The 25,981-nt window shown below is 41.8% G+C and carries 23 protein-coding genes; 6 read left to right on the top strand and 17 right to left on the bottom strand.

Features of this window, described 5'->3' with window-relative positions; translation table 11 throughout:
• Nucleotides 1-98 precede the first annotated feature (98 nt).
• The 17 genes from P2W71_RS21290 to P2W71_RS21370 form a co-directional block, all read right to left on the bottom strand.
• Nucleotides 99-2,399 (bottom strand): transglycosylase domain-containing protein, encoded by a 2,301-nt coding sequence (locus P2W71_RS21290; RefSeq protein ID WP_276373373.1) that lies wholly within the window; start codon nt 2,397-2,399, stop codon nt 99-101.
• Nucleotides 2,400-2,522: 123 nt separating this feature from the next.
• Entirely contained in the window at nt 2,523-3,209 is a 687-nt protein-coding gene (locus tag P2W71_RS21295; RefSeq protein ID WP_276373374.1) for a response regulator transcription factor, read from the bottom strand.
• Between the two features lie 148 nt (nt 3,210-3,357).
• Nucleotides 3,358-4,353 carry a glycosyltransferase family protein gene (locus P2W71_RS21300; protein ID WP_276373375.1) on the bottom strand — a complete coding sequence of 332 codons (996 nt, stop codon included), beginning with the start codon at nt 4,351-4,353 and terminating at the stop codon, nt 3,358-3,360.
• Entirely contained in the window at nt 4,350-5,204 is an 855-nt protein-coding gene (locus tag P2W71_RS21305; RefSeq protein ID WP_276373377.1) for a UDP-2,3-diacylglucosamine diphosphatase, read from the bottom strand. The genes P2W71_RS21300 and P2W71_RS21305 overlap by 4 nt, the downstream gene beginning before the upstream one ends.
• A gap of 173 nt (nt 5,205-5,377) precedes the next feature.
• Nucleotides 5,378-5,881, bottom strand: coding sequence for a tetratricopeptide repeat protein (locus P2W71_RS21310; protein WP_276373378.1), 504 nt, complete (start codon nt 5,879-5,881; stop codon nt 5,378-5,380).
• 10 nt (nt 5,882-5,891) lie between these two features.
• A complete protein-coding gene (gene trmB, locus P2W71_RS21315; protein WP_276373379.1) occupies nt 5,892-6,545 on the bottom strand; it encodes a tRNA (guanosine(46)-N7)-methyltransferase TrmB in 654 nt (217 codons plus the stop codon).
• Between the two features lie 115 nt (nt 6,546-6,660).
• A complete protein-coding gene (locus tag P2W71_RS21320; RefSeq protein WP_276373381.1) occupies nt 6,661-7,956 on the bottom strand; it encodes a folylpolyglutamate synthase/dihydrofolate synthase family protein in 1,296 nt (431 codons plus the stop codon).
• A 34-nt stretch (nt 7,957-7,990) separates the two neighbouring features.
• A complete protein-coding gene (locus tag P2W71_RS21325) occupies nt 7,991-8,197 on the bottom strand; it encodes a hypothetical protein (RefSeq protein WP_276373382.1) in 207 nt (68 codons plus the stop codon).
• Between the two features lie 5 nt (nt 8,198-8,202).
• Complete coding sequence (locus tag P2W71_RS21330; protein WP_276373383.1) at nt 8,203-9,150, bottom strand: hypothetical protein; 948 nt, start codon at nt 9,148-9,150, stop codon at nt 8,203-8,205.
• Between the two features lies 1 nt (nt 9,151).
• On the bottom strand, nt 9,152-9,541 hold the full coding sequence (locus P2W71_RS21335) for a biopolymer transporter ExbD (RefSeq protein WP_276373384.1): 390 nt from the start codon (nt 9,539-9,541) through the stop codon (nt 9,152-9,154).
• A 96-nt stretch (nt 9,542-9,637) separates the two neighbouring features.
• Nucleotides 9,638-10,315: a MotA/TolQ/ExbB proton channel family protein gene (locus P2W71_RS21340; protein ID WP_276373385.1), complete on the bottom strand. Its 678-nt coding sequence runs from the start codon at nt 10,313-10,315 to the stop codon at nt 9,638-9,640.
• A 66-nt stretch (nt 10,316-10,381) separates the two neighbouring features.
• Nucleotides 10,382-11,248 (bottom strand): hypothetical protein, encoded by an 867-nt coding sequence (locus P2W71_RS21345; protein WP_276373386.1) that lies wholly within the window; start codon nt 11,246-11,248, stop codon nt 10,382-10,384.
• A 182-nt stretch (nt 11,249-11,430) separates the two neighbouring features.
• Nucleotides 11,431-13,140: a hypothetical protein gene (locus P2W71_RS21350; RefSeq protein WP_276373387.1), complete on the bottom strand. Its 1,710-nt coding sequence runs from the start codon at nt 13,138-13,140 to the stop codon at nt 11,431-11,433.
• A 12-nt stretch (nt 13,141-13,152) separates the two neighbouring features.
• Nucleotides 13,153-16,200, bottom strand: a complete 3,048-nt coding sequence (locus P2W71_RS21355) for a tetratricopeptide repeat protein (protein ID WP_276373389.1) — start codon at nt 16,198-16,200, stop codon at nt 13,153-13,155.
• A 155-nt stretch (nt 16,201-16,355) separates the two neighbouring features.
• Nucleotides 16,356-17,390 (bottom strand): DNA polymerase III subunit delta, encoded by a 1,035-nt coding sequence (gene holA / locus P2W71_RS21360; RefSeq protein WP_276373390.1) that lies wholly within the window; start codon nt 17,388-17,390, stop codon nt 16,356-16,358.
• 130 nt (nt 17,391-17,520) lie between these two features.
• Complete coding sequence (locus tag P2W71_RS21365) at nt 17,521-18,024, bottom strand: rhomboid family intramembrane serine protease (RefSeq protein WP_276373391.1); 504 nt, start codon at nt 18,022-18,024, stop codon at nt 17,521-17,523.
• A 120-nt stretch (nt 18,025-18,144) separates the two neighbouring features.
• Nucleotides 18,145-18,621 (bottom strand): hypothetical protein, encoded by a 477-nt coding sequence (locus P2W71_RS21370; protein WP_276373393.1) that lies wholly within the window; start codon nt 18,619-18,621, stop codon nt 18,145-18,147.
• A 184-nt stretch (nt 18,622-18,805) separates the two neighbouring features.
• Here P2W71_RS21370 and P2W71_RS21375 point away from each other — a divergent pair, with 184 nt between their 5' ends.
• The 6 genes from P2W71_RS21375 to P2W71_RS21400 all read left to right on the top strand — a co-directional run bounded on the left by P2W71_RS21375 (nt 18,806) and on the right by P2W71_RS21400 (nt 25,976).
• The gene (locus P2W71_RS21375) at nt 18,806-20,167 is read left to right on the top strand and encodes a sigma-54 dependent transcriptional regulator (protein ID WP_276373395.1); all 1,362 of its coding nucleotides are present in this window, start codon (nt 18,806-18,808) and stop codon (nt 20,165-20,167) included.
• Nucleotides 20,168-20,171: 4 nt separating this feature from the next.
• Complete coding sequence (locus P2W71_RS21380; protein WP_276373397.1) at nt 20,172-22,100, top strand: response regulator; 1,929 nt, start codon at nt 20,172-20,174, stop codon at nt 22,098-22,100.
• A 501-nt stretch (nt 22,101-22,601) separates the two neighbouring features.
• Complete coding sequence (locus tag P2W71_RS21385) at nt 22,602-22,964, top strand: BlaI/MecI/CopY family transcriptional regulator (RefSeq protein ID WP_276373733.1); 363 nt, start codon at nt 22,602-22,604, stop codon at nt 22,962-22,964.
• Entirely contained in the window at nt 22,961-24,544 is a 1,584-nt protein-coding gene (locus P2W71_RS21390; RefSeq protein WP_276373399.1) for a M56 family metallopeptidase, read from the top strand. Before P2W71_RS21385 ends, P2W71_RS21390 begins: the two co-directional genes overlap by 4 nt.
• Nucleotides 24,545-24,579: 35 nt before the next feature.
• Entirely contained in the window at nt 24,580-25,473 is an 894-nt protein-coding gene (locus tag P2W71_RS21395) for a leucine-rich repeat domain-containing protein (protein ID WP_276373400.1), read from the top strand.
• 38 nt (nt 25,474-25,511) lie between these two features.
• The gene (locus P2W71_RS21400; RefSeq protein WP_276373401.1) at nt 25,512-25,976 is read left to right on the top strand and encodes a leucine-rich repeat domain-containing protein; all 465 of its coding nucleotides are present in this window, start codon (nt 25,512-25,514) and stop codon (nt 25,974-25,976) included.
• Nucleotides 25,977-25,981 lie beyond the last annotated feature (5 nt).

A 25,981-nucleotide genomic window follows, 5' to 3' on the forward strand; every position in this document is an offset into this window, starting at 1 on the left:
ATAGGCTGGAAAGCATGGTTTAACCTCAGTGAGTTGAATTCATTTCAACATTTTGTAGATAGAATGAAACAATTTAAAGGTGCTGCAATTATTGCATGTTAGTTGCCGGATTTGAATTTTCGCTCCTTTACTTTACGCTTGATATTGAAAAGCCGTTGAAAGAAATTTTTATCAGAGCGTTCGAGATCACAGCTCAGGCGTTCTAATAATTCCGGAGCTATTGGGGAGAATCTCGCTCTCGTAAAATATTTTAGATTTTGATCTTTATTCGCATGTTGTAACAGTTTAGCCACGATAGGCAATGCCGTAGCGGAGCCTTGCCCTTGCGAAGTGCTTCGGAAATGCATGCGGGGATCATCGGCGCCAACCCATGCGCCTATCACCAGATGCGGCGTAATTCCAATAAACCATCCATCGGCATTGGATTGTGTCGTACCGGTTTTTCCTGCGATATCATTAGTCAATCCATAGCGTCCACGCAAACTTGATCCCGTACCTTCATTTACAACACGCTTCAACATGTGAATCATCATGTCAGCGGTGGCTTCCGATAAGGCCCGCTCACGTTTCGGCGCTACCTCAATTTCCTCCAATACATTTCCTTTACCATCAAGAATGGAAGTGATGGTAACTGGCTTTACATAATTTCCTTTGTTAGCAAAAACACCATAAGCACTTACCATTTCTATCATGGAAATCGATGGAGATCCCAAAGCAATAGAGGGTACGTTAGGCAAATCACTTTTAATACCCATTTTATTCGCCATTGCAATGGTTTGACCGATACCAGCCTTTTCCAACATTTTCACCGACACCGTATTGACAGAACCAGCAAGTCCGCCCTCCATCGAGTATTTTTTATCATAGCTATCATTCGATGAATTTTGAGGTGTCCAGTCCTCCATATTAGAATATGAAGTCTGGCGAGCAGAAACATATTCGCAGGGATCCACCCCACGTTCAAGTGCTGCCGCATACACAATTGGCTTAAACGTGGATCCTATTTGTCTTTTGGTGCTTTCACGTATGTGATCATATTGAAAGAATTCATGATCGATACCGCCTACCCAAGCTTTCACATGGCCGGTTTGAGGCTCTATGGCAAGTAAACCTGCTTGTAAGAACTGAAGATGATGCAGCAGCGAATCATACACGCTTATTTCAAGTTCCTTGCCTCCTTCCCATGTAAAGATTTTGCGGAAAGCCGGTTTTTTCATTTCCGCGAGAATCTCCTTTTCCGATAAACCTTGCTCCTTCCATGCTTTATACTGAGTTAATTTTTTGAGATGACCGTTTACGACTTCGTCAAGCGTTTTCTTGCTCATCTGCTTGATAAATTTCTTTTGCAGTTCTTTCATGTGCGATTGCATAGCAACCTCGCTGTAGCGTTGCAAACGTGAGTCTATGGTAGTATAAACTTTCAGACCATCTGTATATAAATTATATGGTTTGCCGTCTGGCCGTTCGTGCGAAGCACACCAGGCCTCTAAATCCTTCTTGATATATTCCCGGAAGTAGGGCGCGAGTCCGGAATTATGAGTGATCTTATTATATCGAAGCCCTAACGGTTTTTTCTGCAACGTATTTTTTTCGTCACTTGAAATGAAGTCATATTTATGCATCTGGGCTAACACGACATTTCGACGCTGCTTAGCACGGTCCGGATAAACCCTGGGGTTATACGCATGTGTCGCTTTCAGCATTCCAATCAGAACCGCAGCCTGGTCTACCGTTAGATTTTTTACTGAACTGGAGAAAAAACGATCGGCCGCCGTTTTCACGCCGTATACGTTATCACCAAATGGAACTGTGTTTAAATACAACACCAGAATTTCATCCTTCGTATAAGTATTCTCCAACCTTCTGGCAATGATCATTTCCTTTATTTTGTTAATCGGCAAGGAAAGAACTGCAAAAGACTGTCGGGGAAATAAATTTTTAGCCAATTGTTGGGTGATTGTACTGCCTCCGCCGGCCGATTCATTTTGTAACAGAATACTTTTAATAAGAACGCGGAACATGCTTCTGGTATCTATGCCATGATGGTTATAGAACCTGACATCTTCTGTGGCTACCAACGCATTTTTTAATTCAGTAGTAATTTCGTTCGCGGGTACGGTCGAACGTTCCTGCCAGTAATAACGACCTAATAAAACACTATCGGCGCTGAATATTTCGGTAGCAACCTGATGATTGATGGAACTCAATTCCTTTTTACTGGGAATCTCCCCGAACACTCCCATCCAGATCATAAGAATGAACGCAACAACTGAGGAAAAAATACACAGTGACAGCAGGCCAAAATACCACACTATGCGCCGGAATATTCCCGGCTTGTTATTGAAATCCCTTACATTAGACTTTAATTTCGCAATAACAATGTTAAAAAGCTCTTTCATTTAAGTTCTATTCCCAACTAACGAAATCGGTTCTCAAAAAGCATGCGGGAATAGATAATCTTAAAAAGTAATCAGGTCAAAGGGCTCAGCCTCCTTAACATAAACACCCAAACACCTAAACACTCAAACACTCAACATATAACGGTGTCCGCCAAAAGTTTCAATAATATCCGCTCCCAGCTTCATCTTAAGATTATGGATGTACCCATCGATAGAGGTGTCAAACATGTATATTTCAGATCCCCAGATGTTGCAGAGTAAATTTTCGTGCGTGATAATTTTTTTAGGATTTTGAGCGAAGAAGAAGAGCAGTTCAAATTCGGGTTTACTTAATTTGATTTCATGGTGAGCAATTTTTACTGAATTAGCTTTTCGATTAAGAAGAATATTGCCGACTTGCAGTTCAAGAATGCTTTTGCGGATAATGAATTTGCGTTTCAGAACTGTACTTATTTTATAGGTAAGGGCTCTTAGGCCGACTACTTTCTCAATGTAATCATCGCCACCGGTATCAAGAGCAGCTTGCTGATAATAACTTTCTGACTTAGCAGTTAGAAAAAAAATGTAGGTTTCCTCGAACCGCTTCAGGCTGCGCAACTCTTTACAAATTTCTATGCCGTTGGGATGCGGCATCATAATATCGAGAATAATCAGGTCGGGAGAAAAATCTTTCGCCAAATCAACGGCATGGTTACTGTCGTGCAGTGTCTTGACCTTATACCCTTCCTTTCCCAGATTATATTTGAGAAGTTCCAGGATGTCTAAATCGTCATCTACCAACAATATTTTAAACGGTTTCTTCTCTCCCATCGCAAGTCTTAAGTAGCACAATATAAGATGCGTGTGTTAACTCAGTTTTAGGAGAAGGTGAGATTTGAGTTAATTGTTAGCTCTATTTCCGTAACGCGTCTCAATGGTGTGGAATTTTAACAAGTGTAAGGATTGCTTAGGAATCTATTTAACTGTTAAGTCGCCCTAGATTAATCGCCCTGGCAACAGCTTCCGCAGTAACGTTTTTATAGTCAACGGTAACCCTATTTTCAGTTTCAATCCATTCTGTGATTTTGCTTAAATGTTTCTTACGCAACTTCTTCACCACCGGAACGCCCAGCTGCTTCAATGATGCTGCATTATAATGCTGTTCCAGCTGCGACTTCATCGGTATCACCAAAAGCTTTTTATTGAGATACAATGTCTCCGCAGGTGTTTCAAATCCGGCACCACACAATATCCCTTTTGCCGATGTCATGCTTGCTGCAAACTCTTCTTTATTCACGGGGTACACAGACAACTTTCCGATGTGGTATGGTTTGTTGGCATGCTTCGAAAAAATATGCCACCGTACATGGGGGATTTTAGCAAGTAACGGAACAAGTTTACGATCGTGATACGCTGGTAAATAAACGGTATAATGATCTTTCGTTTCGTTTTTACATTCCCTTATTCCTTTGCGTATAACAGGTGTAAAAATATTTGAATCGTAGGCTTCAAAATGAAAGGATACGTTTAGCTTGGTGGGCGCATAATTATGCAATAACCATTCGCCTACTGGGTCAATATTTTTGGGTTTAGGAACCTTTGGTGAGAGTAAGGCGGATTGATGGCTCAAACCAACACATGGCACTTCGCGTTTTCGGCACGCCCATGCAGAAATAGGCTCAAAATCGTTGATAACGAGGTCGTATTTTTCAACAGGAAATTTCTTTATCTCCTTATACACTTCCTTGGAACTGTTCTGTTTAAAGGTTTTGTAAAAATTAATCCCGCCGGTGGTGCCAAAGAAAAAACTTAATCCTTTGGATTTATATTTTATCGGATAAGGTAATTTAACGTCCGCTTGCGCGCCACTTACAAAAAGATCGAGTTCACCATACTCTTGTAAAATCGGGATTACATCTTCTGCACGTGTTACATGGCCATTGCCAGTCCCTTGAATCGCGTATAAAATCTTCACTTTTTAATTGTTAGAAATTCATTTACTAAATCGCGAAAGATTTCTTCATTGTCAAGCTTGTAACTATAGTGTTTTGGAAGACTTAATACATGTGCCATCTTATCATCCATATACCGATAAATGCTCCACCGTCCATTATTGTATTCCAGCGCGGTTAGATTTTCAACCCAGTCGCCAGAGTTCAGGTAAGTCACCTCACCTTTTTCCGTTTTCACAACTTTTATTTCAGGATGATGGATGTGCCCACAGACGACGTATTGATAACCGTTTTGGATAGCGATACCAGCGGCCGTATTTTCGAAATCATTAATAAACTTTACGGCCGATTTCACACTATTCTTCACACGTTTGGAAAGTGAAATTTTTTCCCTTCCTAATTTTGTAAGACACCAGTTAACCACCGTATTAATCAGAACAAGGATGTCGTAACCCATAGCGCCCAATTTGGCAATCCATTTAGAATATTGCATGGTTACGTCGAAGACATCGCCATGAAAAACCCAGGCACTTTTACCATTCAGTTTTAACACTACTTTGTCATCGATTTGAAATGCACCCAGGCGGAAACCCGAAAACTTCCGAAGCATTTCATCGTGATTGCCGGTGAGATAAATGATTTTTGTATTCTTAGCTAATAGGCCGGTGATATGTTTTATAACCTGCATGTGCGACTTCGGCCAATATCGCTTGCTGAATTGCCACATATCAATGATATCACCATTCAGAATGAGTTTTTTGGGTCTGATTGTTTTAAGATATCGGAGGAGCTCCTCTGCTCGACAGCCATAGGTGCCGAGATGAACATCGGAAATTATAACGAGTTCTACGTCTCGTTTTCTTTTTTTACCCATTGCGGGCAAGATAGCGACAGCAAATTATTGGACCGTGACGGACGTGTTATGAAATTGTTAGCACACTTCCATCGTTGAGTTGAAAGTTGATTTTCGCTGAAACATGTGTCTTTACGAATTTAACTAACTTCCAACAGAAAGAGGCCGTACGATACATCCTAAACACATCAATTCTATCCAATCAATTGCTTTTTTCGTTCACATCGTTTAATCGATTCGGCTGCAGCTTCTATACTTTTTGAGTCGAACGAATTTTTGATGTGCAACTTAAAATAATGTATCGCATCGTCGAGGTTGCCCTGGATCTCGCGAAGCAATCCGTATTCATTGTAAATGGTAGCGTAGTTGATGCCCGAAACTTTGATGGCTTGCTCCAGTACCTTCTCTAACTCGTCATATTTCCGAAGCGTGGAAAGACAATAACAATAGTTATAATGTGCGGCAGGGTACTCTGGAGAAAATTTTATTGCCAGTCTGTAATGCTCCTGCGCACGGTCATAATTCTTAAACTTAGTTTCATATAACCAACCCAAATGATTATGCGCTTTTCCAAAGTCAGGCGCTTCATTTAGAATTTCTTCCAGCAAGTGAGCTGCTTCGCTGATCTTATTTTCTGAAATGAGACGGTCGGCATTCAAAAACTTTTCCTCCAAGTCAAAATTTGTTTGCTCATCCATACTGAAAGTTTTAAAATTTAAATCTTAAATACTTAATCGTTTCACCTTTGCTGGCAAATTGCTGTTCGTATTTTGTTTTAATATCAAAACACTCGTGCCTGTAACCAGACTCGTAAACATTCTCTGTAAAAGCCAGATCGTGAATGTCGCTTCTGGACTGGATCTCCTCCAGCGTGTATTGATATAAACCCGTGTTGTCGGTTTTAAGCCGAAAGTAACCACCAGGTTTCAATAACCGCTTATACATCTCCAGGTAACGCGGACTCGTTAATCTTCTTTTAATATCCCGCTTCCTGGGACGCGGATCTGGAAACGTAGTCCATATTTCATCTACCTCGCCAGGCAGAAAGAAATTCTCAATCAACAATATCGGCGTCCTTAGAAAAGCAACATTGGCCAGGTTTTGTTCTAATGCTACAGAACTTCCTTTCCAAATTCGTTCTCCTTTTATATCCACGCCAATAAAATTACGTTCCGGAAAGCGTGCCCCTAGCCCAGTCGTGTATTCACCTCTGCCGCATGCCAGTTCAATGGTGATTGGATTGTCGTTTTTGAAATATTCGGTTCGCCAGTGGCCCTTGATCGTTTCGAAGACATCTTTGCTGCGTTCGATGACATTGCTGCGTTCTTCAATTATTTTAAAACGCTCTAATTTTCTTTTCATGAGATACTACTGATTAAAAGATGCGCATCCTGAATTATAGGACATGCGGTAAGTGAGAAGGCCAAGCTATCGTGATAGCGAGATCTATGAGAATAAAATGGAAACATGACCACAGTTACAAATTATCAATTTCGGCCACAACGTATGTACTACCCCCAATAAAGATCATGTCATCAGCATGCGCCGTCGCCTTAGCTTTGTGGATAGCTTCATTAATATCAATGATTACTTCACCTGTAAGGCCGTAGTCCCGCGCTTGTTCACAGAGTGCGGTCGCATCCAACGCCCGGGGAATTTTTGGCTGGCAAAAAAAATAGTATGCATGCCTTGGCAGCAATTTTAAAATGGCACTAACGTCCTTCCCTTTTACCATTCCAAAAACAAAATATAAGTGCTGGTAAGTTTGTGCCTTGATTTGTTTTAATACTTCCGTAATTCCGTCGAGGTTATGGCCGGTATCACAAACTATAAAAGGCTTTTTGTTGAGTACCTGCCAACGACCTTTCAAACCTGTTAGCGACACTACGTTTTCCAGCCCAGCCCGAATGTGTTCAGGCATTAACTTCCAACCCATGATTTCCATTAGCTTTAAGGCTTGCAGAACACCACCAATATTTTTTTGCTGATATCTTCCTTGTAAAGGGAGCACGAGATTTTTAAAAGCAATTGTTCCACCATCGTAAATATCAAATGCTACTTGACCTTCTTCTTCGTGAGGTCTGACTGTGATTTGATCCGTTGCATTGTATATTTTAGAATTCATGGCAAAGGCCTTTTTTTTAAATACCTCCTCCACTTCAGGCTGCCTTTCGCTAATCACCACAGGGATACCGGCTTTGATAATGCCCGCTTTTTCTTCAGCGATCTTCTCCAACGAATCCCCTAGAATGTCCATGTGGTCCCATCCGATGTTGGTAATAACTGATAATTCCGGGGTAATTACATTGGTGGAGTCCAATCGACCACCCATTCCGACTTCAACAATCGCCATATCTACTTTCTGCTCAGCAAAATAATCGAACGCCATGGCTACTGTAATTTCAAAAAATGAAGGTTTCAAACTTTCTATAGCAGGATGAATACGGTTTACAAAATCAATTACATGATGTTCGGAAATCTCTTTACCATTTATTCGGATGCGCTCGGTAAAAGATTTAAGGTGAGGTGACGTGTATAGGCCCGTCTTGTAACCTGCGCTTTGAAAAACCGACGCAATCATGTGAGAAGTGCTGCCTTTTCCGTTGGTACCAGCGATATGGATACTTTTGAATTTCGAATGAGGATTTCCAAGAATGTCACACAATGCCCACGTATTACTGAGGTCAAGCTTCAATGCCGCAGCGCCGACGCGTTGAAACATCGGTAAGTTCTGATACAGAAAATCAAGGGTTTCCTCGTATGTCTTAAACATGGCGACGCAAAGGTAGGAATTAGGCTGACAACGATTAAAGTCCTAATTGATCGCGAGGTATTTTAAATTCGGTTGCACTCGTTCGTAGCGCAGATAATATTTCATAATAAGCCAGGAGTTTTGCTTCGATATGCGTAAGCTCCTCCGGATCCGCAAAATTACGACGCTCTTTCAGATCCCTTATATTTTCGTGAATCGTAATGAGTACGTCTTGAACAAACTCAACCCACTGCTGCTGCATACTAATTAATTTGCCCGGATAACAAAGGTTATTTTACCTGTCGACATTTCAGGAACGTTAGATCCGGTTTTGCTAAACGTAAGATTTTGGACCGACCGTTTACATATTTGCTCTGCCTCAGCACTCACGCTTCGTTCCAATGTTTTAATTGAAACGATGTCGCCATTAGCATCTACTTTTATTTCAAAAACAACCCTGCCGGATTCATTATTGGGAACATTGGGATTAGGCTTATCGTCCCACATCCAACCGGAGAGCTCAAGGCTCGAGCCTCCCGCACCACCACCAGGCTTGCCATATAATGCCTTAGCATCCAACGTACCCTGTGGACTCCCTTTATCACCGGTCTTGCCCGGATCATCCCCATGATTGCCTGGCTTCCCTTCTTTGCTCTCTCCTGTTTTATTATCTGATGTTGATTGTTGCGCGTTCGGTTTATACACTGCATCGGGATTAACTTTCGGCTTTTCTTCTACCTTGGGTTTTTCTACCACCTTTGGTTTCTCTTCTACCTTCGGTTCAACTTTTTTCTCTACCGGTTTTTCAGCAGGCTTCTCAACGGGCTTTACTTCTTCTTTCTTTTCTTTTACCACTACCGGGCTTTCAACCTTAGAAACAATTTGCTCTTCAATGGGCTTCTCTTCAACCGGTTTCGCTTCCTCTTTCACCTCTTCTTCCACTTCCGGCGTTTCCTCTTTCACCTCAGGTTTACTTGCTTCGGGCTCCTCTTTTGCTTTCCCTTCATTGCCTACGGGTGTTTCAGGTTGCACTTCACCGAAGCCAGCATCATCCGTTCCAAAGTTTAACACAATCCCATATTCTGGTAGCGGAGGATCGGGAGCACGCCAGGCAACAATAAAAAACAAAGCAATCACTAACACTACCTGAATGATGGTAGTTGAGATCAGTGCGATCCGCTTGTTCTTCTTTTCTAATGCTTCTTCACTTAACATACTACTTTGGCTTGGTGGCCACCACTACTTTCGCTTCTAACGCTGTAGCAATACCTGCTACATATACTAAATGCTCTGAAGGTACATCTTTGTCTATGTGCAATACGACGGAACCTCCGGGGCCTGACAGTCTGCTTTTTAATTCACCTTCCAACGTTGCCTTGGTTATCTTCTTTTCATTAACGTAGTAACGCAGATCTTTGGTTACAGTCACCGAAATCTTCTGAACCTCAATCGTGCTTGACTTGCTTGTTGGTAAATTCACAGGAAGCCCTGAGGGAGTGACGAAGGATGAAGTCAACATAAAAAATACCAGCAATAAAAAAATCAGATCCGTCATAGACGCCATGCTAAAACTTGGATCTACTTTGTTTTTGGAGCTAATGTTCATGTTGGTGGGTGTTGAAGTGTTGGAGTTCTAAGTGTGAGGTCTTCCCCGCTTGTGTACCTTGGATTAAAGTTCCGTCTACACATAACAGATTTATAGTTACCTCGGTTCCTGGAGCAAGTCGATAAACTCGATGGACGTGTATTCCATTTTGTGAATCACTTTCTGAACGCGTGATACCAGGTAGTTATACGCCAGGTAAGCCATAATACCCACGACCAGCCCTGCGACTGTTGTGATCATGGCGGTGTAGATACCTGAGGAAAGCAACTTGGGACTCACCGAGCCCTCTTCCTGTGAAATGGCGATAAAAGCTTCCACCATACCGATTACTGTTCCTAAGAATCCCATCATGGGGGCCGCTCCTGCTATCGTTGCTAAAGTGGTCAGATTCTTCTCCAATTTAAAGACTTCAATCTTACCCACATTTTCAATAGACGCTTCGATGGTTTTCAATGGCATTCCTATACGGGAAATTCCTTTTTCAATCATTCTGGCTACGGGTGTTGCATTTTGAGAACAAAGCATCTTTGCTCCGTTTATATCGCCGCGAAGTACCAATTCCTTTACTCTACCCATAAAAGTTCCCGGCTCTTCATTCGCTTTATTAATCGTAAGAACTCTTTCAATAAAAAGGTAAATGGCCAGCACCCAGCAGATGCCGATAGGCACCATCATGAAACCACCTTGAATAGCCAGATCTATAATGGATAACGACTGACCTGCCGTCGGATCAGCAACCGAAGCAGTATCAGTAACAATTTGAAGTAAAACCATGAGGAAGATTTAGTTTAAAAAATCGTTATCGGTTTTTAAGGTACCGAGACACCTGAATTGTTATTATCAATATTTAACTACCCATACTTTATCACCATAATCTCCGCCTTTCAACCCATCGGCAGTCGTCTGTGTGGTTGGATAAGTATCACCTTCCGCTACAGCAAGGCGATGGAATTTTGTCTTTCCAAAAGGTGGAATGATCTTCGTGCTCACCCCTTTAGCACTTAACTTCTTAGCGTAGTCCATAATCAGATCTCCGTCTATAGAACTGGCAACGACAACATAGTAACGCCCGGAACGTCCCGTTAGTGTTTCAATTGTCCCAATTGCCGGTGTAGGCGGAACAGCAGCGATGGTTTTTTGACGTTCTTCTTCAGCGCGTCTTGCGGCAGCCTGGCGCTCCTCTTCTTTTTTCCTGGCCTCCTCTTGTATGGCTTGCAGCTCTTTACGCTCGCGTTCTTCTTTTGCAATTTGTTCTGGCCGGTACGAAGCAAAGTACCATATCGCTAACCCAACAAGGGCAATAACAAGAATGATACCCAAAACTTTTGGCCAGATCTCAGGGCTCTCACGCTGGTACGAATAGCTTGGCTGGTACGGTTGATGATCTTCATCGAAGGTTTGCCGATCTTCAAACACATTTTCGTTTGCAGCTTCTTCATGAACAGGCTCGTCCTTGTACTGAAACGTTGGCGTCTCAACAGGGGCTTCAGGCTCAGGTTCATGCGTTGGCTGTGAAGCTTCGTTGATCACCACTACTGTTGGTGCTTCCTGCGTTGGGGGTTCCTCCTGCGAAATTGGCTCTTCGGTCTTTTCAGGTTCGTCACGTTTCAAAGGTTGGTATTCAACCTCTGGTAGTCCGAATGTATCATCAGTATTATCCAGGTTTTCCGGTGGTGGCTCTGGGATTTGCTTTTTCTTTCTGGCCATGTTCAGGTCATTAATTGTTTAAGGAACAGGGTAATTATACAAAACTACGGGAAAATTTCACCGATACAAATGTCTTATCGCCTGCAGGTATTTTTATGTCGTCCTGCACTACACTTGTTCGGTCCCTCTTCACACCATTAATGCCAACAAAAAATTTATACGCTCTTTGCTCAAACAAAATCTTAAAAACTCCAGGTAATTCCTCCCATGATTTGAAAACCACGGACAGGATAATACAAGAAAACCGGATACTTGCTTGAGGCAATATTGTTCAATTGAATAAAGGCAGAAAAACTTTCGGAGAATAAATACTCGGTCTTAAAATTCAAATCAAAGGCGGCGTCAAGCTTGATGGTATTGTTCGTGATCGGCTCCTGCGCTTTCATTCCGCCCTGCGCTATAATATCAACGTTGAATAAGAATTTCTCATAGAGATTATAAAAAGCATTCGCCGTTACTTTGTAGGTCGGCCGATGCCACGGTTCACCTATCCGCGCCGTTGAATAGCGATACAAGTCAGCTCTTAACATAAACTTGGCAACCTCAGATTGAACAAAGCTTAGAGCGCCATACAGGTTAGCGCGCTTCGTTCCGCTCCCACCATCGTAAACTGTTGTGAACTTAGCTTGGTCGGCAGTAGTGTTTACAAAATAATACCAGTTCTTCAGGTTGGCAACGGCGAGTCCGCTATGCGCTGTTATCTTGTTACCTAACTTTGCTTTAAGACCTACGTTGAAATCGATGGTTTTATTGGTGTGGAAGATTGGTACGTTGGGGGCAAGCCAGATGTTCTCATAGCTCAGTGTCTGCAAAGAAACTTTCTCCATCCCGCCACTCAATGAAGCAAAGGCCTCTACTGAAGGGCTGATGGGATAAGCTGCTTTGATGTCGGGATAAACGTGAACACTCTTTGAATTAATGGTGTCATTTTCAAAAGCTGCGATAAACCCAACACTTACTTTTAAATCCTCAACAGGGACAAAAGCAAACGACGGTGAGACAACGAACAGGCTGCGCGCCTTTTTCTCGACATTCTCATCTTTCCTGTTGATGAAAAAGTAGTCTCCTTTCAGGTTTATTTTAGAATCTTCACTGATTTCATAAGCAGAACTGAATTCAACATCGAACTCCGTTTCCTTCGCATCATATTTATCCGTGAGGTGACTTACTCCAGCTCCTAACTTATAAGAGAAGTCCGAATTCTTTGCGTTTGACAAAGCGCCGGCGATTTTCAACAGATTGTAGGATTGCTTGATGGAAGACGCTTCAACTTCCGTCCCTTCCGGATAACCATAAAAATGAGTGGTCCGGTTTTCAAATCCCGCGTTACCTGAAAGCGAAATCCCTTTGGTAAAAGATCGTCCAAAAACAGAAAGACCTGATGAACCAGTTCCGGAATTGCGGTCATCAACAGGTCCTTTGTCTGAACTGGTATGATAAAGATGTGCGCCAACCAGTTTATTTTTATCTCGTCTTGTATTATAATAAGCCTCAAGAAGTGGAGAAACATAATTGCCATACCCAACCCTGACAAATCCTCCGTAAACATTGGATGGATTTTCCTGCTTCAGCTTCAAAGGACGGATCTGTGGATTGATCTGCGGCGCTTGAAAATTAAATGACTGAAAGTCGTAAGTGATCGGGGGTTTGATCGGTTCTGAGGGACGCGGCGGAATTTTTTCAAAGTTCCTGTTGGCATCCGGAAGGGTGATCTCTCTTTCATTCATAATCTCAATCTCCACGTTTTCAATTTCACCATCTGTCCATTGCTTTTTAGGGTCCTGGGCAAATGCCGTATCAAATAAGAAAAGCATTAAAAGCAACGGGCCGGCTGCTGCAATTTTTTTATAGTTCTTCATCAATCGTTCGGTTCTGGAAATAATCATGTTCATCGCAAAAAAATATTAACGATTGTTATCTATTGTATTGATTGTTTCAAGGGTATCTTCTTCAACAGCTTGTTGTTCCATTTGCTGTTTGTCAATGTCTTGCAGTTTCTTTCTAGCAGCCTCTTTCACATTTTGAGAAGGAAAGTTGTCAATGAGAGACTGCAGTGTCGCTTTCGCCTGAAACACATTATTCAAGGCAACATAATTATCTGCAAGCAGTAAGTATGACTTTCCAACCCACTCCTGATATTCGGCAAAGTCGGTATTGAGGCTAACCAGCGTCTCGATACTTTGCTTGTATTCTTTCTTATCATAAAAGAGTTGGGCCAATAAGAATTTTGCTTCAGCACCGTATTCATCACGTGCCGCATTCAATGTATTGAGAAATTCATCTTTCGCACCTTCCAAATCTCCACGAGCCATTGCCGTTTTACCAAGATATAAGGACGCTTTATTCTCGGCCCCGGCGTTCACATTACCGCGTTCTAAAATAATACGCGCGTAAAAATCGGCGGAGTCATATTGTTCGGTGAGATAAAATGATTCCATCAAGCCTGACCAGGCGCTGTACTGATCCCGCTTGTTGGCTGCCAATTTTTCTACGCGATGAAAAGATTTGATAGCATCATTATATTTTCCCTGTAAAAATTCGATTTCTCCTGCCCTCGCTACCGTCTTATTAGTAAGTTGGAACGATGCATCGTTGTTCAAGGCGTGATATATTGGCAAAGCTTTGTCGTATTGACGAAGTCTGTAATATGATTCTGCGATATAGTATTGAGCTTCCAGTCTATTTGCCGTTTGAGGATAAGAGCTGATAAATCCTTGCAGACCTGTAATTGCTTTCTGGTATTCCTGATTGAAATAAAAATTCTTAGCCGTTTCATACTCCAAAGCTTCGAGATTTTTATTATCCGGATTCGCGGTTTTATATCCCGCCAAATATCTTTCAAACTCACCCGAACGCCCTGCTGACGTTAAAGCTTCCTGCAATGGAAGCAACGCCTCCTGTGAAGCCGGATGTTTTGGGAATCGTTGAACAACAGTGGCGTAATCCAGAATTGTCTTGTCAATTTGTTTCAGGTTAAAATAGGAAGCACCTCTTCGCATGTATGCGTAAGGCAGGAAGGATGAATTTGTGCCGTCCTTGATCAACTCAGACAGTCCATCAACAGCAGCCTGATAATTACCTTGCTCAATATCAAACTGCGCGCGTTGAAACATAGCATCGTCTCTGTACTGCGATTTAGGATAAGTTCTCACCAGTTCTGTAAACTGACTCCGGGCTTGTGTGTACTTCCGCTGTACACCGAAGATGGAAGCCGATTGCAACAACACATAATCATTGTCCGGAGAGCCTAATGACTTAGCGCGGTTGTATTGTGCTAGGGCTTCATCATATTGTTTGGTTACATAATAACAATCCGCCAGGCGTATTACACCATCCGCATAGCTTGGCGTGTTTTTATTTCCTTTGTTAACAAACTCTCTAAAGTTAAAAAGCGCTTTATCATATTCCTTAAGATTATAATGCGCATAACCAAGTCCGTAGCGGGTCTTCAATAAAATCTCAGGTTCAACGGAGCCGCCAAGTCCTACCACGCGCTGATAATTTTTGATTGCATCTTCCCATCTTTTTCCAATAGAAAAAGCCTCAGCATTCCAGAAGCTTGCAAGTGCTACGAATGTCGGATCGATGGGGTGTTGCAATGACTTCCCAAAATTTTCAACCGCTCCCGGATAATCCTCTTTATTAAATAACTCAGAACCTTTCAGGTAAGTAGCCTTCTGATAAGCTTGATTGATGTACTGATTACGACTTGATAATCCCTCAATGTATTCAATCGCCCGGTTAAAATTGTTACCATTGGCATACGCTTGCGCCAGTAATTCTTTTACTTCTACTGCATGCTTACTGTTGGGATATGCGCTGACAAATTTTTCGAACTCGTCTATCGCCATATCAGGCTTGCCCGCATCATAAGAAACTTTTGCATATTGGAAGGAACTCTCTTCGGCCAATTTTTTATCCTTGGGATTTTTCTTAGCATAGTTAAAGGCATTCAATGCATTTTGTTTGTTGCCTTGTTTCAGGTGAAGGATGCCTAAATAATAAGATGCATAGTAGCTGACGGTATCTTTCGTTGCCGCTGCCTTGTCGAGGTATTCAATCCCCTTTTCCGTATTGCCTGCGGCATAATGCGCATAACCTGCCCGGAACAGCAGACTCGTTTCGGCTTTTGCATTCTTGGCAAAATATTTTTCATACGAATCAATTGCCTTTTTGAAATCGCCTTGGAAATACTCCGCATCGGCAACCAGCATAGCAATTTCACCTGAGTTTGCTACCGTCCTTCCTTTTAAACTGTTGGCATAATCAATTAAGGTATCATATTGCCCCTGCTTATAATATATATTGGCGATCAGGTATGGAACAATGTTAGCATACGACGGACTACTCTCTGCTTTTTTTAAATCGATCAAAGCTTCTTCAAACTTGCCATTTGAGTATTCGATGAAACCTGCATAATAATTAGCGGCAGGCGAATAAGCATTGCTTTGTTTCTTTACAAAGTTGAATTGCTCGAGGGCCTCGTTCAATTTCTTTTGGTTGAAGTAACTGTATCCCCATTTGAAATGTCCTTCGCTCTGTTGGTTTAATGTTAACGCGGGGAAGTCGACTTTCTTAAAATACTGCGATGCTTTTACATAACTGCCTTCCGCGTAAAAGAAGTTTGCAAGATCGTAATAGGCGGTGGATGCTTTTGGACTGGATGGGTTGTTATCAATAAAATCATCGATCAATTTCTCGCCATCGTTGTGACCGAGGCTCAACGCACTGAAGGCAACGTAGTATTCCGCTTCACTTCTTCGCGAATCTGTTGGAGATGCCAAACGCAAGAAATCGGAGAAGACTTCCCGTGCGGCACCGTAGTTAGCGTGTGCCACAAGCTCAGTACCTCTGCTGTAAAGACGCTCAACATTATTTTGGGATAACTGATCCTGCGCTGAAAGGCTATGGATACTTAAAATGAATATCAGAAAGGCAATAGACCTGTACATTAATCGTTGATAAGTTTTGTGAGTAAAACAGCGTTGCAAAAAAAATATTGCAAATGATGAACCAAAAAAATCAGATGAGAAAATTTTCCACTGCTGAAATTGCATGGCCTTAAAGGTAAGGCGCTATTCAGTAATTGTCCAAATTTGTTTTCTAATTATGCCGCGCGCTCATTCATGAGTCGCCAGATAAGCTCTTTAAAAATTTGAGCGTCGTCTGCTGATCCTGTGTTTACACCTTTCAATTTTAAGTCAGCTTCTTTCAATGCTGCGATGTTATCAATGATCTTCATCGGTGGATATTGACGTAAAGCCAAAGTATAATCACGAACTGCATAAGGACTCACTTTCAGTTCACTAGCTATCCCCTTCTCACTCTTATCTGCAACTTGCGTAGCCATGAGAAGTTTACTGAAAAACGAATAAAGAAAAGCAACGACAGGAATGATCGGATTCTTCCGGGTGTTGCCGGCGAAGTAGTTTACAATTTTATTTGCCAGCACAGTGTCGCGTTGAAGTATCGCTTTTTGAAGTTCGAAAATGTTGTACTCTTTGCTTACACCTACCTGATTCATGACTTGATCCACAGTAATTGATTCGCCGGCAGCAAGAGAAATCGTCAACTTATCGATCTCATTGGCCAACCGGTGCAGATCATTTCCGACATACTCGCAGAGCACTTGCACGGCACGATCGTCTACCTGAACTTTCTTTTCTTTCAAGTATTCATATACAAATTCCGGTAGCTGATTATCATATAGTTTTTTTGAATTCAGCATGACAGCATACTGATCAACTTTCTTTCCAAGATCCCTTCTTTTATCCAGCGACTTGTGCTTATGGCAAAATACCAACACTGTGCTTGGCACCTGTTTGGTCAGATAATCCAGTAAAAGCTTTCCACCAATTTCTTTATTGAGGTCTTGAATATCCTGTGCTTCTTTTACGATAACCACCTGGCGTTCCGCCATCATTGGATATCTGCGCGCGTTGGTAAGAATCGCAGCCATCGTTACATCCTTTCCATACAGCACAACTTGATTGAATCCCTTTTCGGCATCAGATAGTGCATTCTTCTCGATATAGTCAGAGATCATATCGATATAGAATGTTTCTTCACCCTGAAGAAAATATACCGGCGCATATTTGCCCGCTTTAAGATCAGTCCATATTTTTTTTACCTGCGCATCCATTGGTCAATTTGTTATGAGCGTTGAGCCTCCGCCACCTATCTTTAAATAAGGGTGTTACAAGGTTCAAGCCGAAATTTAATCTGTTGCAATGATAGGTTGAACCTCAGAAGGTCGCAAGCCATAGCTTATTTCAATTCACTTTCTTTTGCTTGCTAAAAGTAATTGCCGACGCTATTCCAACCAAACCTCCAGCGAAATGTGACTCCCATGATACCCGCGGGTCGCTGGGCAGCACACCGTAAAATACGCCGCCATATAATAATAAAATGATTGTTGAAATAAAGAGCGACAAAAAATCGCGGCGGAAGAAACCAAAGAAGATCAGGAAGAATGCTAACGCGTAGACTACCCCACTGGCACCGATGTGATTGGCCGGCCTCGCGAAAAGCCACACGAGGATGTTCGTCCAGAAATAGGCGCGAAAAAAAACAGCGCCTCCAATGCGTTCATAAAAAAAGAAAAGTACCGAACCCAAAAACAGCAAGGGAATTGTGTTGGATATGAGATGCAGAATGTCACCATGGATAAGTGGTGCAGTGAAAATACCGATGAGCCCATGAAACGTTCTTGGTTCAATACCGAAGACCACCAGTGGCAAACCCACGAATGCTTCCAAATAAAAAGTGGCCCACATTAAAAAAGTTAACCGCAAGGGAACGACCGAGCTACCGAAAAGAGAGGATTCAGATGCCATACATAAGCCAAATAGGACTGCAAAGATGAAGAATGCAGGGCAACGAATGGTAATTTTTCCTTACTGCCGCGAAGAATTATTTTGCGCAGGATCTTCAAGCATGGGCAAGCGAATGTATTTGGCTTCTTCAGAGTCAACGGACATCATACCCCATAAACCACCCGACGACCCAGCAATTTTTTCAGCGAGTTCTTTTAGCATGTCATAGAATGGCTTGGAGAAGGTCTTATCTAATTTCTTTAATATCGGATTAAGTTGACTGAGTTCCTGGATTAGAATAGGATTGCGTTGCGTGGATTCGTAAGGATAACTTTGCAGTAACACCTTCAGCTTATCCTCAAAATCAGTAGATACCTCTTTAAAGTAATTATCAAGTATGGTCTTCTCTTTCTTCTTAACGGCAACATTAATAGCCTCTTTGATTTCCTTGCGGTCGATGGTACCATCCGCGCCTGCAATGAGTATGCACAACAGAATAGGAGCCTTTAACATTTGCTCTGCTTCACTGCCGGTTAGTCTCTCCAGTTCTTTGATCATATCGGTTTATGTTAAATAACCCAACTAAACCTCTTCAAATCACCGATTTTTTCGCCTTTTCTTTGCTCCGATTTCGACCCTTATATATACCGATGATAGATATTGGCCGGAATTGCATTTTTTCAACCTATAATTATCCGGTTATTAGCGTTGTGTAAAACGCTTTCAAAACGTAAGCCAAACCATGTACGAAAAAGACCCTGTTAAAGTTTTTGTAGTTGAAGATGACCCAGCATATACCAAGTTTTTACAGTATGTGCTTGGACTGAATCCGGATTATGAGGTCGAATATTATACGACGGGAAAGGACTGTGTGGCGAACCTCTACAAAAATCCAGCGATTATAACCTTAGACTATTCACTTCCCGATGGCCCAGGAGAAAAAGTGCTGGGGCAGATCAGAAGTCATGATCCTAATATTAATGTCATCATTGTCTCTGCACAGGAAAAGATCCATACGGCTGTCGAACTTTTGAAGTCGGGTGCATACGATTACATTACCAAAGACCAGGATACCAAAGACCGGCTGCTCAACGCCATTAACAACGCCCGGAATAAGTCCTCCTTAATTAAAGAGATCGACCATCTTAAGAAAGAAATATCTGAGAAATACGAATTCGAAAAGAGTATCATCGGTACAAGCCCGGCCATTAAAAGAATCTTTTCACTGCTGGAAAAAGCGGTACAAACCAATATTTCAGTTAGTATTTCAGGTGAAACAGGTACCGGTAAAGAACTGGTTGCCAAAGCAATACATTACAACTCCAAAAGAAAGAATAAACCGTTTGTAGCCGTTAATATCGCCGCTATTCCCCGTGAGTTGATTGAAAGTGAATTGTTCGGTCACGAGAAAGGGGCCTTTACAGGAGCACTTACAAGACGCATTGGAAAATTTGAAGAAGCAGAAGGCGGAACCATTTTTTTAGATGAGATCGGTGAAATGGATCCGAATCTGCAAGCAAAGTTGCTGCGTGTATTGCAAGAGCGTGAAGTAACTAGAATAGGTGGAAATGCAGTTATTAAACTTGATGTCCGGATCATTGCAGCAACCCATCGCGATCTGGCTGAAGAAGTAAAAACCGGAAGGTTTAGAGAAGATTTGTACTATCGTCTGTTGGGCTTACCTGTTCATCTTCCCCCCTTGCGTGAACGCGGCAATGATGTCATCATGATCGCGAAGCATTTTTTAGATCAGTTTGCCAACGACAACCAGATGCGCAAATTCAAGATCACACAAGAAGCGCAGGAAAAGCTATTACAATATCCTTTCCCGGGAAATATCAGGGAGTTGAAATCCATCATTGAGCTCTCGGCCGTAATGGCTGAAGAACAAGAAATCCGCGCTCAGGATATCAGCTTTAACAGCACTGCCCGAATGGAGTCCTTCCTCTACCAGGAGATGACCATGAATGAATTTATGTTTAGAATCATCCGCCATTTCTTGAACAAATACGATAACAATGTATTAGAAGTAGCACGAAAACTGGATATAGGTAAGTCCTCTCTTTACAGATACTTAAAGGAAATGGAAGCAGCGGGAATTTAAGTGTATGAAGCTTCAGGCATACGTAAGAAAAGGCTCCTTTTATGAGGCCGTGGTAGAAGATGGTTCTGACATCATTTTCATCGTCGACTTTGAAGGCACTATACGTTATCACAATACCGCCGTATTTCAAACCCTGGGCTACCGGCCAAAGAGTCTGAACGGACGAAATTTTTTCGATTACATCTTACCTGAAACCGTCGAAGAACTTAAACGCCAATTCAAGAAAAGTCAACAGCGTGCATATACGCAGAACATTGAATTCCAATTTTTATGCAAGGACTATTCCTACCGCTTTCTGGAATTTAATGCTATCAACTTAAAGCATAAAGAAGGACTGGATGGGTTCATCCTCGACTGCCGTGACATCGCACAACGCAAAGAAAACGAAGCGGAGCTCGTACGGCTGCAAAAAGCAAAGGAACAGTTTCTCGCGAACATCAGTCACGAGATACGAACACCCTTGAACGGTATCGCAGGAATGGCTGGTCTGCTTAGCCAAAGCCCGAGTCCGGAAGAGCGCGAAACGTATTTAAATGCCATCAAGCATTCGGCTGAGAATCTGAAACTTATCATCAACGATATACTTGATCTAGCCGCCATCGAATCGGGTAAGCTGACCTTTGAAAAGATTGCCTTTAACTTAAAGGACTTTCTTCCATCGCTCATCAGCACCTTCATGTATCAGGCACGCGAAAAGAAGATTTCACTTGATTACACGATTGATGAAAACCTGAATAAAATCCTTGTCGGTGACCCGGTAAGGCTAAATCAGATCTTAATCAACCTGATCAGCAATGCAGTCAAGTTTACACATTCAGGATCTATCAAAGTGTTTTGTACTGCTGAACGGGAAGTGAAAGGCATTTGCTGGGTTCGCATTGAAGTGACTGACTCCGGTGTTGGAATCCCGGAAGATAAATTGAATACCATTTTCGAAAGCTTTAGCCAGGCTGATGCAAGTGTTACGCGCAAGTATGGAGGCTCGGGTCTCGGACTCACTATTGTTAAACAGTTAGTTGAATTACAAAAAGGAAGAATTACTGTGACGAGCAAAGTAAATGAAGGCTCCAGCTTTATTGTTCTTGTACCGTACGGGGTAGGCAAAAAGGGAGCTATGGCCAACACCTCTCCTAAGAATGATCAAGCACTAAAGGCTGTAAATGCCTCACAACTTGTTGTACTACTGGTGGAGGACAATGATATTAACAGGTTATATGCGAAAAGTATTTTGAAAAACTGGCAGTGTTATACTGATACCGCAGAGAACGGCTTGGTTGCTATCGAAAAAATTAAGAACCAGGCATACGATGTTGTACTGATGGATATTCAGATGCCGGTAATGGATGGATATGAGACAACAAAAGCCATCCGGTTGATGGATGCACCCATGTGTGATGTTCCGGTTATCGCCCTTACAGCTAATGCTACGAAAGCAGATGTAGAAAAGTGTATGGCTGCCGGTATGAATGATTACCTGCCTAAACCATTTACGCCGGACGATCTGTACCGAAAGCTTTTTATTGATCAAAAAATTTCGCCCAAGCAGAAAGTCAAATCTAAATCTCCGGTTGTCATCCCTGCCAATCAACTATACAATCTGGATTATTTACGATCGGTATCCGGGAACAACGAGGAGTTTATACGCGAAATGGTGATGACTTTTATGCAAACCATTCCTCCTGTTTTAGCGGAGATGAAGCAGGCCCTGATGGATTCGGATTGGCCGAAACTCGCCCGTCAGGCGCATCAAATTAAACCGTCGTTTACCTTAATGGGATTAACTGAACTTCGGAGCAGTATTCTTTTCATCGAAGAGAACAGCAAAGCTTCCACGAAGTTGGATGAGATCCCTGAAGCTGTGAGCAACTTTATTATTCAATGCGAGGCTGTGATTCCTGAACTGTCCAAAGAAGTGATGCCGGGTGCGGCATGAAGGTCATGATCATTTTCTGAAGTAATTCTCTTTAGCTTTTATTACCACAAGTATCGAAACGCAAAATCACCCGGGCGAACCATGTACCAGCGGTATTTATTGTCGCGACTTTTTTTTCGGTTTGATCAAATCGCTGCGACACATCTAAACCGATTCAACCTTTACAAAACCCGCGCTTACTCCTTAACGGTCTGGCTGTTATTAAACTAAGTCGATATTGGCATATTTTCTAAGTCTTCCGACCTCATGCTACGGTCCCTGGTCCTTTAGTCTCGCTTCCATGTCGCTTCCGTTATCCTTGCATAGAAATGATTTTTTATCAAAGGAGTATTATAAAATAGCTAGCGGGATGCAAGCCTGACGGAAGCTAGACGCAAGCTAGACTGATCAAACACTCACGATTCCAGCTTATTCCTCGTTCCATAAAAAAAATTTAATAAATCTTTTGATTGATCAACTAAACTTTTAGTTTTATACCTAAATACATAGTCAATGAAAGATATGAAAGAGCTTACGAAAGCTGAAGACCAGGTTATGCAGATACTCTGGAGATTGGAAAATGCCTTTGTAAAAGATATCGTTGAAGAGATGCCAGAACCTAAGCCAGCGTATAATACCATCTCCACTATTGTAAGAATTCTGGAGACGAAAGGCTTTGTAGATCACAAAGCATACGGAAAGACGCATGAATACTTTCCGATCATCAGCAAAGAAAAATACACCCACTTCTACCTTAATAATTTATTGAAAGGATATTTCAATGGGTCGTTTCAAAACCTGGTATCTTTTTTTGCAAAGGAAAATAAAATGGACATCAAATCACTTGAAAAACTTTTGGAAGAAATTAAAAAGCAAAAGTCATGAATGCTTACCTGAATTATTTTATCGAGGCTAACATCGGGCTCGTTCTTTTTCTAGGAGCCTATGTCTTGTTCTTGCGCAATGAAACAGATTTTAAAATGCAGCGAATATTTTTATTGGCTGGCATTCTGATTTCGTTGACCTTACCCCTGCTGCACATTCAAGGGACCGGCGCGGTGATCCCGTCCTTGAGTAACATCGTCCCGGCGTACTTTCTGCCCGAGTTTGTAATTACGGCAAACGGCACAAGCGCTGCGTCATCCGATTCCTCCAGCTCCATAGACTTTTGGTTCTACCTGCAACTGTTCTATGTCACTGGCCTTTCATTCTTTCTGATTAGATTTTTAGTGTGGATTTGGGCCCTTGTTGCATTGATAAAAAAGTCTTCTCCCACGGTGGATGGTAGACTAACAATTGTGGAATCTGAAAAAGTTATTCCGACATTTTCTTTTTTTCATTTCATTGTTTTAGGACAGGCTCACACCCTTTCGCCTGAGGATAGGCAAAAGGTTATTCATCATGAATCGGTCCATGTCCACCAACTTCATTCCTTCGATATTCTTTTGATAAACGTGATCAGTATTTTCTTCTGGATCAATCCTTTCCTGAAAACCTATAAAAAGATTTTTGTTCAGCTTCATGAATTCGAGGCAGATGCGCGCGCTGTTGAGAATCGTGACGTGAACGAATACTGCAGCCTGCTGGCAAAGGTTGCATTGGAGTCGGCCGGCTTCAACCTCGCCAATCACTTTAATAATTCTTTAACATTAAAACGAATTGAAATGATGCGAACTATAAAACGTAAAATAAAACCGTGGAAGATGCTGGCGATTGCCGGCGTAATCCCCATAGCTTTTTTCATTATTGCCTGTCAGGATCAGGTTGCAAACGAAGTTGCTGACATCGCAAAAGGCTCGACGATGGCTATCGATATTCCCGCAGAAGTTCAGCTCAGGTATGATGAACTGACGAAAGCAAATCCAGACAAAAAGTATTTGCTGATGGAGACAGATGAAAATATGAAGCCGAAGCTGGATGAGATGCAGAAAAAGTTTGAGAACCTGGATCAAAATCAGATCGTGCATATTGATCTGATAACGCCCACGGTAGCAGCATCCGAGGACATTAGAACCTTCGCTATCATTGAGTACAATGGGCAGATTAATGAGATCAGCAATCGCTCAAAGCTGGATAGTGACGTATACACAATGGTTGAAGAAACGGCTATGCCGGTTGGAGGAATGCCTGCCCTTTATGAACATATTGGTCAGAAACTGGTGTATCCTGCTCAAGCAAGACGGATGGGCATTGAAGGAAAAGTCTTCGTGGAATTCGTTGTTCAAACGGATGGCTCTATTACCGATGTGAAAGTTAAGAAAGGCATCGGCGCTGGTTGTGATGAAGCGGCGATGATCGTTGTTAAGACTTCGCCCAAATGGAATCCAGCGAAGAACAAAGGCATGATTGTTAAACAACAAATGGTATTGCCAATTGCCTTCAAGTTAAATGGCTCTGACAAAAAAGATGAAGCGAAAGCTCCTGCCGAAGCCATGGAAGAAATGGTGATTGTAGGTGAGCAATAATCTAGTTGGTGATGAAATAAGGAAAAAGACTGGCAATGCTGGTCTTTTTCTCAGTTGACCAAATCATACCTTTTGTCGTCAAACAAAAGACCGGTCGCATGACATTTTCCGGGATTTACATATTAACCGTCATCTTAATTTTTGTTGGCGAAGGGCAAGCACAACAATTTTTCAGATCAACATCTGATTCAATAAAATACAGGAAGACCGTCATCGCCATCAGCGACACATTATTCAATAACCCACGAGCTGATACCTACGAATTAACACGACTCGCAGAATCATACATCGTCAAAGATATCCCAAGATTCAAAAAAGGTTACTATGCTTTTTACAACGATCTAATGCAATCTAATCGCCCCGATACGATAAGACACATCGGTCTATACAACCTTCGGATAAGAAGGATTCCTCGCCAGGTATTCAAATGCAAAAATTTGACGGAATTAGATATTAGCGGTTGTAAGATTAGAAGACTTCCGAATGCACTGAACGATCTTAAACGACTGGAAATTTTGGTAATCAATAAGAGTAAGTTGAGAAGGTTAAAGATCGATGTGAGTGAAAATAATTCAATAAAAGAATTAGACCTTGCTTATAATAATCTTAAAAAAATTCCAATCGACTTGATCAAACTCAAATCAATGGAATACCTCAATATTTCCGGTAATAAGGTTAAACGAATACCAAAATTTCTGAGTGACTGCGAAAAACTCACCGCTATAAATTTAAGTTTTAACCGCGTAAGAGATAACGATCTGGAGTTGACCACAAATCTCCATATCAGGAGTCTTAATTTATCACACAATAAATTAACGGACATCCCTTTTACACTTTCCTCGTTTAGCAACCTGGAAGAACTGAGTCTTTCTTACAACAAAATCAAAATATTTCGAACGAAATTGGGAACGAACGGCTACAGATATTAAGCCTCTATAACAACCGGTTGGATCATATTCCGGCAACCGTGTTCAATTTATATGGCCTTCAAACGCTCGATCTGAATTTTAACAACATCGGTGAAATTCATGCTGATATCAAAAAATTGAAGGGACTATCTTCCCTTTCAATATCCAACAACCAGTTGAATAATATACCCGATGAGATCGGTGAACTTGATCAATTAGACGTCCTTTACCTTACGAATAATCTTATAAAGACTTTGCCCCTGTCGATGGCTCGTCTTCCGATAAAAGAACTTCATTTGGAATTTAACAAATTAAGTTCTCTGCCGGCAGCAGTTTTACAATTAAAAGCATTGGAAGAATTATACACCGGCAATAATTTAATCAGCGCCCTTCCAAAAGAACTCTCTGAAATAAAAAGTTTAAAGGTGCTTTATTTCGAAAGCAATTTTGTAACCGATTTAAGTGAACACGTAACCACGATAGTGGAAAATTTACGGGCTAAAGGCGGCAGCGTAAAATACTAGCGCGA

The sequence above is a fragment of the Chryseolinea sp. H1M3-3 genome, assembly GCF_029360725.1.
In the GTDB taxonomy this organism is placed as follows: domain Bacteria; phylum Bacteroidota; class Bacteroidia; order Cytophagales; family Cyclobacteriaceae; genus Chryseolinea.

Excerpts from the sequence above, each read along its gene's own strand:
- P2W71_RS21310 (WP_276373378.1), bottom strand. The coding sequence starts at position 5,881 with ATGGATGAGCAAACAAATTTTGACTTGGAGGAAAAGTTTTTGAATGCC.
- P2W71_RS21290 (WP_276373373.1), bottom strand. The coding sequence starts at position 2,399 with ATGAAAGAGCTTTTTAACATTGTTATTGCGAAATTAAAGTCTAATGTA.
- P2W71_RS21330 (WP_276373383.1), bottom strand. The coding sequence starts at position 9,150 with ATGTTAAGTGAAGAAGCATTAGAAAAGAAGAACAAGCGGATCGCACTG.
- P2W71_RS21345 (WP_276373386.1), bottom strand. The coding sequence starts at position 11,248 with ATGGCCAGAAAGAAAAAGCAAATCCCAGAGCCACCACCGGAAAACCTG.
- trmB (WP_276373379.1), bottom strand. The coding sequence starts at position 6,545 with ATGAAAAGAAAATTAGAGCGTTTTAAAATAATTGAAGAACGCAGCAAT.
- holA (WP_276373390.1), bottom strand. The coding sequence starts at position 17,390 with ATGGATGCGCAGGTAAAAAAAATATGGACTGATCTTAAAGCGGGCAAA.
- P2W71_RS21375 (WP_276373395.1), top strand. The coding sequence starts at position 18,806 with ATGTACGAAAAAGACCCTGTTAAAGTTTTTGTAGTTGAAGATGACCCA.
- P2W71_RS21395 (WP_276373400.1), top strand. The coding sequence starts at position 24,580 with ATGCTGGTCTTTTTCTCAGTTGACCAAATCATACCTTTTGTCGTCAAA.
- P2W71_RS21340 (WP_276373385.1), bottom strand. The coding sequence starts at position 10,315 with ATGGTTTTACTTCAAATTGTTACTGATACTGCTTCGGTTGCTGATCCG.
- P2W71_RS21305 (WP_276373377.1), bottom strand. The coding sequence starts at position 5,204 with ATGGGTAAAAAAAGAAAACGAGACGTAGAACTCGTTATAATTTCCGAT.
- P2W71_RS21320 (WP_276373381.1), bottom strand. The coding sequence starts at position 7,956 with ATGTTTAAGACATACGAGGAAACCCTTGATTTTCTGTATCAGAACTTA.
- P2W71_RS21350 (WP_276373387.1), bottom strand. The coding sequence starts at position 13,140 with ATGAACATGATTATTTCCAGAACCGAACGATTGATGAAGAACTATAAA.
- P2W71_RS21325 (WP_276373382.1), bottom strand. The coding sequence starts at position 8,197 with ATGCAGCAGCAGTGGGTTGAGTTTGTTCAAGACGTACTCATTACGATT.
- P2W71_RS21370 (WP_276373393.1), bottom strand. The coding sequence starts at position 18,621 with ATGATCAAAGAACTGGAGAGACTAACCGGCAGTGAAGCAGAGCAAATG.
- P2W71_RS21355 (WP_276373389.1), bottom strand. The coding sequence starts at position 16,200 with ATGTACAGGTCTATTGCCTTTCTGATATTCATTTTAAGTATCCATAGC.
- P2W71_RS21390 (WP_276373399.1), top strand. The coding sequence starts at position 22,961 with ATGAATGCTTACCTGAATTATTTTATCGAGGCTAACATCGGGCTCGTT.
- P2W71_RS21365 (WP_276373391.1), bottom strand. The coding sequence starts at position 18,024 with ATGTGGGCCACTTTTTATTTGGAAGCATTCGTGGGTTTGCCACTGGTG.
- P2W71_RS21385 (WP_276373733.1), top strand. The coding sequence starts at position 22,602 with ATGAAAGAGCTTACGAAAGCTGAAGACCAGGTTATGCAGATACTCTGG.
- P2W71_RS21335 (WP_276373384.1), bottom strand. The coding sequence starts at position 9,541 with ATGAACATTAGCTCCAAAAACAAAGTAGATCCAAGTTTTAGCATGGCG.
- P2W71_RS21295 (WP_276373374.1), bottom strand. The coding sequence starts at position 3,209 with ATGGGAGAGAAGAAACCGTTTAAAATATTGTTGGTAGATGACGATTTA.
- P2W71_RS21380 (WP_276373397.1), top strand. The coding sequence starts at position 20,172 with ATGAAGCTTCAGGCATACGTAAGAAAAGGCTCCTTTTATGAGGCCGTG.